The sequence below is a fragment of the Streptomyces sp. NPDC050388 genome, from assembly GCF_040655635.1.
In the GTDB taxonomy this organism is placed as follows: Bacteria; Actinomycetota; Actinomycetes; order Streptomycetales; family Streptomycetaceae; genus Streptomyces.
Map to the genome: position 1 here is coordinate 1 of NZ_JBFAKH010000056.1, position 14,239 is coordinate 14,239.

The window sequence follows — 14,239 nt, forward strand, 5'->3', positions numbered from 1 at the left end:
GACAACGTCCTGTACCCGATGCGCGAGGCGCTGCGGGCGCGGGCGACGGTGGGCGAGGTGTGCAACGCGCTGCGGGAGATCTGGGGGACGTACGTACCGAGCGACGCCTTCTGATCCGGGTAATTACCCCGAATGGGTGATCGGGGGCGAAAGCCGCACGTCCCCGGTTACGCTCGTGGAGGGTGTTCCCGTAAGGAGGGTGCCGTGGCTGTGATGCTGCACGAGTCGTCGCTCGCCGATGCTGCTGACCATCTCTGGGAGGAGCTGCCCGGCCACCGGGTAGAGATCCTCAACGGGAGCATCGTCGTGACACCGCCGCCGGACGGTCCGCACCAGGAGTCGTTGACCTGGCTCATCGAGGAGTTCTCGCGGATCGGAGCCAGGCAGGCGGGTCTCAGACACATCGGTGGCATCGGGTTGTGGCTGCCGACGGGACCCGACGACTACGCGGTCCCCGACTTCTCCGTGGTCGATGACGACTACAGGGACGCGCTCGTGGAGAAGAACTGCTGTGCGCCGCACGTTTTCCGCCTGGTGGTGGAGGTGACCTCCACCAACTGGTCCAACGACACGGCCATCAAGGTCGGGACATACGCCAAGGCAGGCATCCCGGCCTACCTCATCGCGGACCGCCACCACAACGAGGTCCTGCTCTACACCAACCCGGCCGACGGCAAGTACCCCGACCCCCAGCGCTTCAAGCGGGGCCAGTCCGTCCCCGTCCCGGAGTCCGTCGGGATCACGCTCGACCTCTCCGTCGACACACTCCTCGACGGCGACAGCTGACCGGACTCCGGACAGCCGGATCGGAGTGTCGTACCTCCGTGCGACACTCTTTTTCATGTTCGGTGTCATCGATCTTCCCACCTACCTCGCGGGCCTGATCCTCATCGTGCTGCTGCCCGGCCCCAACTCCCTGTACGTGCTGTCCGTCGCCGCCCGCCAGGGCGTGCGGGCCGGGTACACCGCCGCGGCCGGGGTTTGGTGCGGGGACGCCGTGCTGATGACGCTGTCGGCCGCCGGAGCCGCCTCGCTGCTCCAGGCGAACGCCTTCCTGTTCGGGATCGTGAAGCTGCTGGGCGCCGGATATCTGACCTGGCTCGCCATCGGCATGCTCCGCGCCGCCTGGAAGATGTGGCGCACGCGCCGGGAGAGCGACCCGGCCGGGGCCCCGGCCGCCGCCACCGCCGCGGAGCGGCCCTTCCGCCAGGCGTTCGTCATCAGCCTCTTCAACCCGAAGGCGATCCTGTTCGTCGTCGCCTTCTTCGTGCAGTTCGTCGACCCGGGCTACGCCTATCCCGCACTGTCCTTCGTGATCCTCGGCGCCATGCTCCAACTCGCCAGCGGCCTCTACCTCAGCGCCCTGATATTCGGCGGCACCCGGCTCGCCGACGCCTTCCGCCGCCGCCGGAGCCTGTCGGCGGGGGCGACCTCGGCGGCGGGCGCCCTGTTCCTGGGCTTCGCGGTGAAGCTTTCGCTGGCGAGCGCGTAGGGCCGCGCCTGCCCCGGTCGGCGGGCAGACGGCCGTCCGGGGCTCAGGCCGCCTCGGGCAGCGGCCCGGTGGACGGCCGGGACAGTCGTGTCCGGATCCTCGGGGTCAGGGTCTCCTCCACGTACCGGTTCAGCAGCCAGGCCAGTGCCAGCATCGCGGCGATCGGGAGGGCGAAGGTCTCCGCCGAGCCGATGCCCAGGCTGCGGTGCAGGCCGTGGATGACCACCCAGCCCAGGACGCTGGTCCGAGGGACGGAGGGCAACCGGGCGCCAAGCCAACGATTCCCCGTCCGGTAGAGGCGAGTTCACCTGGATGTCGTTTTGGATTTCTAGATTCTCCCAACATCTTCCCTACGGGGAAGAAAAGCAGCCAATGCTGTCGCACAGTGCGCGAGCAGCTGGTTCGGCAAAACAGGAGTGCCATGACGACGGTTCAGAAAAGACGGGCACGTGTGAGTGGAGGGGAGCTGGACGACTGCCTGCGTGCCTGTGCGGTGCACAGCGGCAAGATCGTCGGCAGTGTGGACCGCCGTAGAATCGAACTTGCCGAGCAGCTCCGCAAGTTGCTCGTCGTGGTCACGACCGGTTCCGACACCACCGACGCGCCGGCCGCGCCGAGCGGTGCCGCCGCCCGTCTCAAGCGGGTCGTCAAGGGTGCGTCGACCCCGGCCTCCGGCATCCCCAACAACGTGCTGGACGCCCTGCTCGCCGTCGCCAACAAAGCCCTGGAGTGCGGCTACGACGACGAGCTGGACCTCGCGCTGATCATCAGCGACACCGTCCTCGCCCAGCGCAAGAACTCCCGCGCCGGTTGGCGGCTGCGCGCCCGGCTGATGGAGGCCCTCGGCGACGAGACCGAGGCCGTACCCGCCTACGAGCGCTACCTGGGCCTCACCGACGACGACGGGTTCGGTGTCGCCGCGAAGATCGCCGGACTGCGCATAGCCGGAGAGAGGGACCAGGAGCTGCTGGCTCTGCTGCGGCGCCAGTGCCCGCGTGCCGAGGAGTTCGCCCGCGGCCCCGCCACCGACGTATGGGCCGAGGGCCTGGCCGCGCACGCCGTGGGGGACTGGTCCGAGGCCGAGCCGCGCATGGTGGGAGCGCTCCTGGCGCTGGCCGCCGAGCGGGCTCCGGTCGCCGACCGGCAGGAACTGCTCGGCCAGTACCTGGAGTTGCGTGCCGCGCGCAGCGATGTCGACCTGCCCGCGCTCACCGAGGTCTTCGCCCTCTACGCCGAGCAGCGCCGCAACCGGATGCGCGGCCCCGTCGCCGACCCCACCATCGGCGGCGTGCAGTGGCTCAGCCTCGGCGAGTTCCGCAACCAGGTGGCCGGCAAGTCCGTCTGCCTCATCGCCAACTCCGGCCGGGTCGGGTCCAGTTCCATGGGCGCCGAGATCGACGCCTACGACCTGGTGGTCCGCTTCAACTCGTACCGGATCGACGCCGAGCACACCGGCGGGCGCACCGACATCCACGCCACCATCCACAAGCACGGGTTCAACTGGGACCAGCAGGTCACCACGCGGCTCGTGTTCGGCGGCGTCTCCGGTGACTGGAAGTACTCCCTGCGCAACCGCCTGGTGCCCGGCGCCCAGCAGTTCCTCGGCGACGAGTCGCTGCGCTGGCCCGTGCGCAACATCGGCAGGCTCGGCGCCGACGCCTGGTCGGGCATCCCGACCACCGGCTTCAACATGCTGTTCCTGCTGGACTTCCTGGACGTCAGCCCGACCCTCGACCTGATCGGCTTCGACTTCTACGAGAGCGGCGCCTACCGCGTGCCGGAAGCCATGAAGATGCCGATCACCTCTGTGCACGAGTACACCAGCGAGAAGGAATGGGTCATGCAGCGGGCCCAGCGAGTGACCGACATGAGGATATCCCTGCGATGACCACCACCCCCGGGGCCGCGACCACGGCCCCCCCGGCACCGGCCCTCTCGTCGGACGCGCTCACCGGCAAGCGCCGTGTCGCCTTCGCCTCCTACGTCGACGAGAACTACCTGCCCGGCTTCCTCGCCCTGCTGCGCAGCCTCGCCCTGTCCAACCCGGGTGTGTGCGAGGACTTCGTCGTGCTCCACGACGACCTGCGCCCCGGCTCCATCGCCCGGATCCGCGCCCTGCACCCGCGGATCGTGCTGCGCCGGGTGAACGCCGAGCACTACGACTCGTACAAGAAGGGCGACCAGGACAACTACCTGGTCCGCAAGGCGTACTTCATTCTCGACGTCTTCCGGCTGCGTGAGTACGACACGATCATCACGCTCGACACCGACATGGTCGTCCTCGGCGACCTCGGTGAACTGCTGCGGCTGCGTGAGGGCCTGGCGGCCGTCCCGCAGTTCTTCTACGGGCAGCACAAGCTGAACTCCGGGCTGCTGGTCATCCAGCGCGAGTACCTCAGCGACGCGTTCTGCGCCGAGCTCGACGCGACCGGACGCAGCGGCGACTACGAGCTCGACAAGCACGACCAGGGCATCCTCAACGCGGTCCTGGACGGCGACTTCGTCCGCCTCGACGCCCGCTACAACTTCGTCAAGCGGCGCCTCTCCGGTGACCTGCCGGTCCCCGACGACACCGCGATCCTGCACTTCACCGGCCGCCACAAGCCCTGGCAGGGCGGCGAGGCCGGATACGGCCAGGCGGAGGAGCGCTGGCGCGAGTTCGAGCTGTCCGACGCCGACTTCCAGGCCGCCTACCTGGCCCGGCCCGGCACCCTCCACCACGACCTGCTGGTGCACCTGGGCACCCCGCACGTCGCGCGCACCGGTGACGTCGAGAGCGCGCGCAAGGTGGCCGCCGCGCACATCGCGGCGGGCGACTACCAGGACGCCGTCGACATCCTGAGCAGCGTGGACATTCCGCTCGACGCTGCCTGGCCGCACGAGGTGCTCGGGCACGCCCTGATGAGCGTCTCGCGCTACGAGGAGGCCGAGGCCCAGCTGCTGCTCGCCGCCGCCGCTCCCAACAGGGCTGCCACCGCCTACGCCCGGCTCGCCCAGATGGCCTGGGTGCACGGCGACAACACCGAGTCGCTGCGGCACGCCACCGCCGGCATCTCCGTCGACCCCACCCACCGTTCGAGCAGGCTGTGGGCGCAGCGCGCGGGGACCGTACCCCCGCAGGATCTGGGCAGCGCCGAGGACCAACTGGCGCACGTCGCCTTCTACATGGACCGCCAGGGCAACGCCGGTGACAAGCTGCTGCCGGAGACCGTGCGTCTCGGCTTCGGCCCGGACACCACCTCCCGCCGCTGGCACTCCGTGCACGCCCACCGGCTGTTCGACAAGGCCGCCCTGGAGCGGGTCAACGCCCGGCGCGGCCTGGTCATCGGAGGTGGCGGACTGTTCATCCCGGACACCATGCCCAACGGCAACAGCGCCTGGCAGTGGAACGTGCCCGACGAGCACCTGCGCGGCATCGACGTGCCGATCATGGTGTACGCGGTCGGCTTCAACGCCTTCGACGGCCAGTCCTACCGGGCCGGTCGATTCCGGGAAAGCCTCCGGCTGCTGGTGGAGAAGTCCGCGTTCTTCGGGCTGCGCAACCACGGCTCCATCGCGAAGGTACGGGCCATGCTCCCGGACCACCTGCACGACAAGGTCCGCTTCCAGCCCTGCCCCACCACGGTCAGCCGCCAGCTGGTGCCCGGCTGGACCGACCCGGCCGAGCGTGAGGACACCGTCCTGCTGAACGCCGCCTACGACCGGGCCGGCCTGCGCTTCGGCCACGACTACGGGCACTTCCTCGCGGAGATCGCCAAGGCCGTGCGGGGCATCGGCGCACACGCCGAGGTCCGGTGCGTGGCGCACTCGCTGGACGACGAGCGGATCGCCTTCGACCTGCGCCGCGAGCACGGCATCTCGCTGCCGGTGATCCCGATGTACGACTTCGACAACGACGCCATCCGGGACCTGTACGCGAGGACCCGACTGGTCATCGGCATGCGCGGGCACGCCGGGATGATCCCCTTCGGTGTGGGCACGCCGATCATCAGCCTGATCTCGCACCCGAAGATGGCGTACTTCCTGGCCGACATCGAGCGACCCGAGTGGGGTGTCTCCGTGCACGACCGGAACCTGGGCGCGGTGCTCACCGAGCGGGCGATCGGCATCCTGGACGCCCACGCGGCGACCGTGGCCGACGTCCACGAGCGTCAGCAGACGCTGTGGAAGGTCACCGAGGCGAACGCGGCCGACCTGCGGGTGATCCTCGGCAGGTGAAACGGGGTGGGCCCCCGCGGCCGGTCCCAGGACGCTCCGGGACGGACCGCGGGGGCCCACGCGCACTGTGCGCTGCGTGTCCGGGCCCGCGGACTCAGCGGTTCAGGGCCTTCTTCACCAGCCGGGACAGCCGGGAGCCGCCGCGGTTCTTCGCCCGGTCCTCCTCGTGGGCCTTGCGCAGCTGCTCGAAGTGGTCGGAGCGGGTACGGCTGAGGTACTCGTCGGAGGTCAGCCGCTTGGCCAGCGACCAGGCCCGCCGGTGGTCGCCGGCGTAGTGGGCGACGTAGGCCTTGGAGAGCTCCAGGACCGACTTGAAGGGGATGCCGCCGGTGTGGTCGCGGTCGATCCGGTCCTGGACGGCGGAGATCAGCGCCAGCTTCTCGTCGACGGAGCAGGTGTCCTCCGCGATGGACTTCAGCACGTCCCCGGGGATCGGCCGGACCACCTCGAAGGCGAGCGTGGAGCGGATCGGCGGCCCGGCGATCTCGATGTACGGCAGCAGTGCGCCCGTGCTGTGGTGCAGCCACGGCAGCCAGGGGCCGGCGAAGTCCTGGTGCAGGACGACCGAGCCGGGCCGCAGCCGGGTCAGGAACCGCTCCGTCACGCAGCGGAACACGCGGGCGGTCTTGGCGATGTCGATGTGCAGGAACTCGACGGGGCTGGTGTCCTCCGGATCGAAGGTCTGCCACAGGTCCCCGGCGTGGACCTCCAGGAACGGCAGGAACGGCTCGAGGCGTCCGCGGAAGTCGTCCAGGAAGGAGTTGCCGTCGGCCGGTTTGGCGCCGGAGGTGAAGAACTTCTCCGTCGCGAAGGTGCCCTTGCCGACGCGGAAGAAGTCGTACGCGTGCAGTCGTCCCCGGCGCTCGTCGAAGACGGGGCTCTCGCGCAGCCCGAGCGCGAGGGCGTAGGTGGAACCGCCGCCACCTGACCCCAGTTCGACCAGTCGGTCCTCGCCCGTGAGGTGATGGCGTCCCAGCAGATAGAGGAACCGCAGTTCCCAGGTGCTGACCTGGGAGTAGGGGAGGGTGTCCGGCAGCCGGACGTCGTCGAGGAGCGGGTAGAGCCGGCCGAGGTTCGTCATGGATGCCTCACGGGTTGGGTGACGCCGGAGAGGGGCGGCAAGCTGCATGATCCTATGGGCGTGAACGCCAGTTCACCATGGAATCCATGGAGCTAGCTGGTTGTCGCTCGAGCTTTCATCGCTCTTCGTTCGCCGTTCACTCGGGGAAGGACGGCGCGCCCACCCGGCTCATCGGGCGGGCGCTCGGGTGTGCGTACGCGTGCTCAGCGGCGGGCCATCGCCCGGCGCAGCCTGCGCGCCCTGCGCGCGACCTTCCGGACCGTGGCGTTGCGCGGCAGGAACCCCAGCTGGGGCGGCACCCCACCGGGCAGCCCGAGGGACGTCAGCCGCTTCTTCTTGAAGTACCGCCAGGTGCCGTGGTCCAGCCGCGTCGACAGGTACCGCTCCGCCTCGGGGCGCAGCCCCGGCAGGATCTTCGGCTGCATGGTGAAGCCGACGGTGCGGACCAGGTCGCCGAGCGCGTCGGTGTCCATGGTCCCGTGCCGCTCGGCGACCGCCGCCGTGTCCGTCGGTGCCGGCAGCAGCGCGTCGACGATGGTGACCGGGATCCGGTTGCTGTTCTCGTAGGGCGTCAGCCGGTCCAGCAGGGTGTCCGTGCCGACCCGGGCGACCGGCAGGCCGTACAGGGCGGACGCGGTCAGCAGGGCCGTGGAGAAGCAGCCGACGACCAGGGCCGGGCGCATCCGCTGGTACAGCACCTCGGCCAGGACCGGGGTGTCCACCACCGTGAGGTCGACGCCGAGCAGCTCGGCCTCCTCCTCCAGGGTGCGGGTGAAGCGCGCCGGGGCCGTGGGGTGCGGCTTGAACACCACCCGGCTGTGACCGAGGTGCACCGCGCCCTTCAGCATCCGCACGTGCAGGTTCTCCTCCTCCTCGGCGGAGAGGATGCTCAGCGCGGAGAGGTACTGGCCCAGCAGCAGCGCGGGCTCCGTCACGTCGGGCAACTCGGCTCCGGTGTCGACCAGTTCGGCCAGCACCTTGGTGAACGCCGGGGTCGCCACCACCTCCGGCGCCACCCCGAACTCGGTGAGCAGCAGCGGCTCGAGCCCCGGCACCAGGTCGAGGTGGAGCAGCCGCTCCACCCGGGTGCCGACCAGTGGGTCGATCTTGTTGCGGGTGGGGCCGTAGCTCATCAGACCGTCCGCGTAGACGGTGACGGGCGCGTCGGTGAAGATCTGCGCCACTCCGAGCGCCGGGTGGACCTGGATGGACTCCACGGCGAGTGCCACGTCGTCGTCGCCGATTCCCCAGGCGAGGCGCAGGTACCGTTCCCACATGGGTACGTCGTCCAGGCGCGGTTCCCAGCCGCCGGGATGGAACGGGAAGATCGCCTCGTTCCACGACCGCACGTCGTCGAACCGGGACCGCAGGTGCTCGAACCCGGGCATCTCGTCCACGGCGGGTGTCGTCTCGGGCGTCGTCGCGTTGTTGGAGACCAGCAGGATCCGCCGGTCGGCCGGGGCGAAGCAGCCCGAGTCCAGGGCGGCGGCGAGGGTGGCCGCTCCGTAGAGGGTCGACGCCATGAAGATCTGAGTGGTCACGCGGCGGCCTCCGAGGTCGGCACCGGACGGCGGCGCAGCCGGCGCAGCCGGCCGGCGCGCTCGGTGTCCATCGAGCCGAGGGCGTCGTCGAGCACGTCCTGCGGCATGCGCCGCAGCGCGGCGGTGCTCATCTCCTTCAGTCTCCGGGCCACGGACGGCTCGAACCTCTCGATGGATCCCAGGTGGTGGGAAATGATGGCGCAGTAGGTGCGCACGGCTTTCGGCAGCAGGGTCGCCGCATCCGCGTCCCGCGCGGTCTCCTCGATCACCTGGTCGAACGCGCGAATGAAATCGAGCTGCCGGGCGTCGCCGATCTGGGTCAGCGACGAGGAGACACCGCGCCGGTAGAACACCCCGAGCAGGCTGGTCACCGCGAAGGACTCCGCCTCCCGGTGCAGCTTCCAGATCCAGGGCCGGTCCTCGGCGGTGCGCAGCCCGTCGGTGAAGTGCAGCAGGCCCCGTTCGACGAGCCTGCGGTGGTAGATGCCCGCCCAGGCGTAGGCGTAGTCGACGGAGGTGGTCCGGTGGGCCGGGAGGATCGCGTCGCGCGGGTCGAGCGACACGTTGCGCCGGCCGTGCGGGACGCGTTGCACGGTGCGGGCCCGCGCCGTGCACTGCACATGGTCGGTGCGGACGAAGTCGCAGTCCAGCTCCTCGATCGCGGAGACCAACCGGGCGCAGTGGCCGGGTGCCAGCCAGTCGTCGCCGTCCAGGAAGGTCAGGTACTCGCCCCGGGCCCGGTCGATGCCGGTGTTGCGGGCGGTCGCGAGACCGCCGTTCTGTTCGTGTCTGACCAGCACCGCCCCCGGCATTTCACGCTCCGCGCGCGCGAGGAGATCCGCGGTCCCGTCGGTCGAACAGTCGTCGACGAGAATGAATTCGAAGTCGTCCCGCGCGTTGGCGCGCAGACTTCGCAGGGCATCGGGGACGTATGGGCGCACGTTGTAGAACGGCACGATGACGGAGAGCTTGAGCACGTCGCCGACGTTAGGCGGCGGCCCGTCATCCGTCTTTACCCTCACCTTGATGTGCGGTGAACGACGCGTGTCGAAGCAGTGAAGCAGACATTTTTCCGGACGTCGGACGGGCCGATTCGGTATTCGGCGATCTTCTGTTAACCATTTGTTGGATTCGGGTTGGGCCGCTACTAGAAATTGCTTCCTAGCGTCTCCGTCGTGCCAGTAAGTGCAACGAAGACCCTGCGAGTCGCCGTCCTCGCGGATTCCGACACCCGGTGGAAATGGGGCGCGCTCACCGCGAACCGCATCGCCCCGGAGGAGTCGGACATCCGGCTGGACGGTTATCTCCTGCGGGGCCGTGCGACTCCCACCGCCCGTCAGCTCGAAGAGGTCGGCGTCCAGGCGGACGCCCTCCACGAGGTGACCGCGGTCCAGTTCCTGCACGCCGTGCGGGAGGAGCCGTACGACGTCCTGGTCCTCGCACTGGTCGGCGGCGGGGTCCAGGCGATGCTGCACGGACTCGGACGCGTCTGGGGGGACGGCCCCGCCGGCCGGCCGAAGCGGCCCGTCGTGGTCACCGGATACGTGGGCGTCGTCTACGAGAAGCTCGCCGACGGCCTGCTGCTGCGCCACGGCGCCGACCTCGTCCTCGCCAACTCCCGCCAGGACGCGGACCGTTTCCGCGCCGTGTACGAAGGAGTGGGCGCCGACGCCGGCTCGGTGACCGAGGTCGCGCTGCCCTTCCTCGGCGGCGCCGCCCACACCGGCGAACACGACCCCTACACGGTCGTCTTCGCCGCCCAGCCCTCCGTACCGGAGAGCCGCAAGGACCGCACCTACCTGCTGAACCGGCTGATCGAGCACGCCCGCCGGCACCCCGAGCGCGAGGTGCTGCTCAAGCTGCGCTCCAAGCCGGGCGAGCACACCACGCACATCGAGGAACTGCCGTACCAGAAGCTGGTCCAGCGGTTCGACCCGCCGTCCAACTTCCGCCTGGTGTACGGGCACATGGGCGAGGTGCTGGACCGCACCGACCTGCTGGTCACGATCAGCTCCACGGCCGCCCTGGAGTCCCTGCACCGGCGCATCCCGACCGTCGTCCTCACCGACCTCGGGGTGCGCGAGGTGCTCGGCAACCACCACTTCGTCGGCTCCGGCTGCCTGGCCTCCTGGGACCAGCTCGACGCCGGGCACCGGCCCGTGCCGGACGAGGAGTGGGTGTCCCGGCAGGGCGTCGCGACTGGGGGTGCCCCCTCTGGGGGAGGTTCGTACGCCACCGCCTTCGACGCCGCCCGCGCACGCGTCGCCGAACTGCTCGACCGCCCCGGCGGCCTGCCGCCGCTGGCCCCCTACTACACGCCCGTCACCGCGCCCGGCTACCTGCCCGGCCTGCTCGCCCGCCACCACCTCGGCCCGGACGGCACCCCGCTGCCCGGCGCCCCCGCCGCCGACAAGGAGCCCGGACCGGTCCGGCAGATCGTGCGCCGCGCGGCGCGCGGCGCCTACCGGCACGGCGTCCAGCGGGTGGCCCCGGTGATCCGTCGGATGGGCGAACTGTGACCGCCTCCCTTCCTGCTCGAGGAGCTGATCCCATGACCGAACCGCAAGCGGACCGGGGCGGTGCGCCGGTGAGACGAGTACTCGCCGTGATCCCCGCACGCGGCGGCTCCAAGGGCGTGCCCGCGAAGAACCTCGCGCCGGTCGGCGGCGTACCCCTGGTGACCCGAGCCGTCCGCGAGTGCCGGGCCGCGCGCCACGTCACGGACGTCGTCGTCTCCACCGACGACCAGGCCATCGCCGCCGCCGCCCGGCAGGCCGGCGCCGAGATCGTGCTGCGCCCCGCCGCCATCGCGGGCGACCTCGCCACCTCCGAGGCCGCCGTCCTGCACGCCATGGACGCCCACGAAGCCCTGCACGGCGCCCCGGTGGACGTCGTCCTGCTCGTCCAGTGCACCAGCCCCTTCCTGGTCCGCGAGGACGTCGACGGGGTGGCCGGCGCGGTCGCCGAGCAGGGCGCCGACACGGCGGTGACCGTGGCTCCCTTCCACGGCTTCGTCTGGCGGGACGCGACGGACTCGACGGACGCGACGACGGCGGACACTCAGCCGGACGGCGCGGGCGGAGGCTTCGGCGTCAACCACGACAAGTCGTTCCGCCCCCGCCGCCAGGACCGGCCCCAGGACCTCCTGGAGACCGGCGCCGCCTACGCGATGGACGCGGCGGGCTTCCGCGAGCACAAGCACCGCTTCTTCGGCCGGACCGAACTCGTCCGCACCGACCCCGCGCGGGTCCTGGAGATCGACGACCCGCACGACCTCGCCCGCGCCCGCGCCCTGGCCCCGCTCTTCGACGCGGGTCGGCCGGACGCCCTCCCGACCGCGGAGGACATCGACGCGGTCGTCCTCGACTTCGACGGCACCCAGACCGACGACAGGGTGCTGATCGACGCCGACGGACGGGAATTCGTCGCCGTGCACCGCGGCGACGGACTCGGCATCGGAGCCCTGCGCAGGTCGGGCCTGAAGATGCTGATCCTGTCCACGGAACAGAACCCGGTCGTCGCCGCCCGCGCACGCAAGCTCAAGCTCCCCGTGCTGCACGGCATCGACCGCAAGGACCTCGCACTGAAGCAGTGGTGCGAGGAACAGGGCATCGCGCCCGAGCGCGTGCTCTACGTCGGCAACGACGTCAATGACCTCCCGTGCTTCGCCCTCGTGGGCTGGCCCGTGGCGGTCGCGAGCGCCCACGACGTCGTGCGCGGCGCCGCACGCGCGGTCACCACCCTCCCCGGTGGCGACGGCGCGATCCGGGAGATCGCCAGCTGGATCCTCGGCCCCTCTCTCGATTCCCTCCCCAAGTAAGGAAACACCGTCATGAGCACCGTGAACCCCAGCTCCCGCATCCGCCGCTTCGGTACCCGCGAGGCCGGCCCCGGCCGCCCCGTGTACGTCACCGGTGAGATCGGCATCAACCACAACGGCGACATCGAGAACGCGTTCAAGCTGATCGACGCCGCCGCCGAAGCCGGCTGCGACGCCGTCAAGTTCCAGAAGCGCACGCCCGAGATCTGCACCCCGCGCGACCAGTGGGACATCGAGCGCGACACCCCCTGGGGCCGGATGACGTACATCGACTACCGCCACCGCGTGGAGTTCGGCGAGGAGGAGTACGGCCAGATCGACGCCTACTGCAAGAAGAAGGGCATCGACTGGTTCGCCTCCCCGTGGGACACCGAGGCCGTCGCCTTCCTGGAGAAGTTCGACGTCCCGGCCCACAAGGTCGCCTCGGCCTCCCTCACCGACGACGAGCTGCTGCGCGCCCTGCGCGCCACCGGCCGCACGGTCATCCTCTCCACCGGCATGTCCACCCCGAAGCAGATCCGCCACGCGGTCGAGGTCCTGGGCAGCGAGAACATCCTGCTCTGCCACGCCACCTCCACCTACCCGGCGAAGGCGGAGGAGCTGAACCTGCGGATGATCGACACCCTCCAGCAGGAGTTCCCGAACGTCCCGATCGGCTACTCCGGCCACGAGACCGGCCTGCAGACCACCCTGGCCGCGGTCGCCCTCGGCGCCACCTTCGTCGAGCGCCACATCACCCTGGACCGCGCCATGTGGGGCTCCGACCAGGCCGCGTCCGTCGAGCCGCAGGGCCTGAGCCGCCTCGTCCGCGACATCCGCACCATCGAGGCCTCCCTCGGCGACGGCGTCAAGAAGGTCTACGAGTCCGAGCTGGGCCCGATGAAGAAGCTCCGCCGGGTCCCCGGCGTCGTCGCCGAGGCGGAGATCGCCGCGGCCGCCGGCGAGCCGCTGACCGTCTGACCTTCCCCCACCCACCATCCCCTTGACGACGGGAACGGTCCTACGTCGATGAGCCCCCGCGCCGGGAACGCCGGCTCCCACACTCTCGCCTTCGTCGAGAGCCCGGTACAGCTGCTGAACGTGCTGGAGTGGGCGCACGCGCATGCGCCCGGCGCGGAGCTCACCCTCGTGGTGCTGTCCCCCGTCGACCCCATGACCCGCGGCCAGTTGCGCCGCATGTCCGAACTGGCCCGGGAGGAGGGCCACGAGGTCCGCTGGGAGGAGGCGCGCGGCGGAGCCGCCGCACCCTTCCGGACCGTCGCCGGCCTGGCCGGCCCGCTGCGCCGGGCCGACCGCGTCATCCTCGGGGACCCCTTCTCCCGGTACGTACAGCTCCTGCTGACGATCACCCGGGCCCGCGACCTCGTCGTCGTCGACGACGGCACGGCGACCATGGAGTTCGTCGGCCAACTCGCGCGCGGCGAACGCCTGGTGCGCTGGCACCGCAAGGGCGGCCGACGCGGCCCCCGGGACCTGCTCCTCGCCCCGGTGTCCGGCGTCGCCCGGCGCAGGCTCACCCCGGGCGGACGGCGCCGGGTGGAGGTCTTCTCCTCGATGCCGGTGACGGACATCCCGCCCGGAGTCACCGTCAGCGCCAACGCCTTCGCCTGGACCCGGGCCCGGTTCGGCCCGCCCCGCATCACCAGGACCGCCGACATGGTGGGCACCTCCCTGGTGGAGACCGGCGTGGTGGACGCCGACGCCTACCTGGAGGCCGTCCGCTCCCTCGCCAAGACCCACGGCGCGACCCGCTACTTCGCCCACCGCCGGGAGAGCACCGAGAAACTCCACCGGCTCGCGGTCGAGACGGGCCTCGAGATCGTCCGCCCCGAACTCCCCCTGGAGCTGATCGCCCGCCGGGGCCCCATCGGCGGCACCGTCCTCAGCTTCCCGTCGACCGTCGTCCACACCCTCCCCCTCGCCCTGTCCGGCACGGAGGTGCGCATCGCGGTCTGCGACATCAACCCCGCCTGGCTCACCGAGAACGCCTCCCCCCGCGCCCAGGGCTTCCTCTCCGGCGTCACCGGCACCGCCCGCGACGTCCACCGCCTGTCGGCGGTGGCGACGGCGTGAACGGACGCCGGCGA

Annotated in this window: 12 protein-coding genes; 8 read left to right on the forward strand and 4 right to left on the reverse strand. The window is 70.8% G+C overall.

Going from position 1 to position 14,239, the window contains the following annotated elements; genetic code table 11:
- The first annotated feature begins 213 nt into the window (after positions 1 to 213).
- Entirely contained in the window at positions 214 to 786 is a 573-nt protein-coding gene (locus tag AB0I73_RS27530; RefSeq protein WP_363041757.1) for a Uma2 family endonuclease, read from the forward strand.
- Between the two features lie 55 nt (positions 787 to 841).
- Positions 842 to 1,492, forward strand: coding sequence for a leucine efflux protein LeuE (leuE, locus tag AB0I73_RS27535; RefSeq protein WP_363041673.1), 651 nt, complete (start codon positions 842 to 844; stop codon positions 1,490 to 1,492).
- Positions 1,493 to 1,535: 43 nt separating this feature from the next.
- Here leuE and AB0I73_RS27540 read toward each other — a convergent pair whose 3' ends face one another.
- Positions 1,536 to 1,754: a hypothetical protein gene (locus tag AB0I73_RS27540; protein ID WP_363041675.1), complete on the reverse strand. Its 219-nt coding sequence runs from the start codon at positions 1,752 to 1,754 to the stop codon at positions 1,536 to 1,538.
- A 189-nt stretch (positions 1,755 to 1,943) separates the two neighbouring features.
- On the opposite strand from AB0I73_RS27540, the gene AB0I73_RS27545 reads away from it, so the two are divergent.
- Complete coding sequence (locus tag AB0I73_RS27545) at positions 1,944 to 3,380, forward strand: glycosyltransferase family 29 protein (RefSeq protein ID WP_363041677.1); 1,437 nt, start codon at positions 1,944 to 1,946, stop codon at positions 3,378 to 3,380.
- On the forward strand, positions 3,377 to 5,710 hold the full coding sequence (locus AB0I73_RS27550; protein WP_363041679.1) for a glycosyltransferase: 2,334 nt from the start codon (positions 3,377 to 3,379) through the stop codon (positions 5,708 to 5,710). The genes AB0I73_RS27545 and AB0I73_RS27550 overlap by 4 nt, the downstream gene beginning before the upstream one ends.
- Before the next feature lie 94 nt (positions 5,711 to 5,804).
- Here AB0I73_RS27550 and AB0I73_RS27555 read toward each other — a convergent pair whose 3' ends face one another.
- The 3 genes from AB0I73_RS27555 to AB0I73_RS27565 form a co-directional block, all read right to left on the reverse strand.
- Positions 5,805 to 6,791, reverse strand: a complete 987-nt coding sequence (locus AB0I73_RS27555; RefSeq protein WP_363041681.1) for a class I SAM-dependent methyltransferase — start codon at positions 6,789 to 6,791, stop codon at positions 5,805 to 5,807.
- A 203-nt stretch (positions 6,792 to 6,994) separates the two neighbouring features.
- The gene (locus tag AB0I73_RS27560; RefSeq protein ID WP_363041683.1) at positions 6,995 to 8,332 is read right to left on the reverse strand and encodes an alpha-2,8-polysialyltransferase family protein; all 1,338 of its coding nucleotides are present in this window, start codon (positions 8,330 to 8,332) and stop codon (positions 6,995 to 6,997) included.
- Positions 8,329 to 9,309 carry a glycosyltransferase family 2 protein gene (locus tag AB0I73_RS27565; RefSeq protein WP_363041685.1) on the reverse strand — a complete coding sequence of 327 codons (981 nt, stop codon included), beginning with the start codon at positions 9,307 to 9,309 and terminating at the stop codon, positions 8,329 to 8,331. The genes AB0I73_RS27560 and AB0I73_RS27565 overlap by 4 nt, the downstream gene beginning before the upstream one ends.
- Positions 9,310 to 9,507: 198 nt before the next feature.
- Between AB0I73_RS27565 and AB0I73_RS27570 the strand changes: the two genes are divergently transcribed.
- From AB0I73_RS27570 to AB0I73_RS27585, 4 genes are read left to right on the forward strand one after another with little or no spacing between them, the layout of a single operon-like run.
- Positions 9,508 to 10,851, forward strand: a complete 1,344-nt coding sequence (locus tag AB0I73_RS27570; protein ID WP_363041687.1) for a DUF6716 putative glycosyltransferase — start codon at positions 9,508 to 9,510, stop codon at positions 10,849 to 10,851.
- Positions 10,852 to 10,883: 32 nt separating this feature from the next.
- On the forward strand, positions 10,884 to 12,152 hold the full coding sequence (locus AB0I73_RS27575) for an N-acylneuraminate cytidylyltransferase (RefSeq protein ID WP_363041689.1): 1,269 nt from the start codon (positions 10,884 to 10,886) through the stop codon (positions 12,150 to 12,152).
- Positions 12,153 to 12,173: 21 nt separating this feature from the next.
- Complete coding sequence (locus AB0I73_RS27580) at positions 12,174 to 13,112, forward strand: N-acetylneuraminate synthase family protein (RefSeq protein ID WP_363041759.1); 939 nt, start codon at positions 12,174 to 12,176, stop codon at positions 13,110 to 13,112.
- Between the two features lie 48 nt (positions 13,113 to 13,160).
- Positions 13,161 to 14,225, forward strand: coding sequence for a hypothetical protein (locus AB0I73_RS27585; protein ID WP_363041691.1), 1,065 nt, complete (start codon positions 13,161 to 13,163; stop codon positions 14,223 to 14,225).
- Positions 14,226 to 14,239 lie beyond the last annotated feature (14 nt).

Coding starts and splice junctions, on each gene's coding strand:
- AB0I73_RS27530 (WP_363041757.1), top strand. CDS start 214: ATGCTGCACGAGTCGTCGCTCGCCGATGCTGCTGACCATCTCTGGGAG.
- leuE (WP_363041673.1), top strand. CDS start 842: ATGTTCGGTGTCATCGATCTTCCCACCTACCTCGCGGGCCTGATCCTC.
- AB0I73_RS27550 (WP_363041679.1), top strand. CDS start 3,377: ATGACCACCACCCCCGGGGCCGCGACCACGGCCCCCCCGGCACCGGCC.
- AB0I73_RS27555 (WP_363041681.1), bottom strand. CDS start 6,791: ATGACGAACCTCGGCCGGCTCTACCCGCTCCTCGACGACGTCCGGCTG.
- AB0I73_RS27575 (WP_363041689.1), top strand. CDS start 10,884: ATGACCGAACCGCAAGCGGACCGGGGCGGTGCGCCGGTGAGACGAGTA.
- AB0I73_RS27585 (WP_363041691.1), top strand. CDS start 13,161: ATGAGCCCCCGCGCCGGGAACGCCGGCTCCCACACTCTCGCCTTCGTC.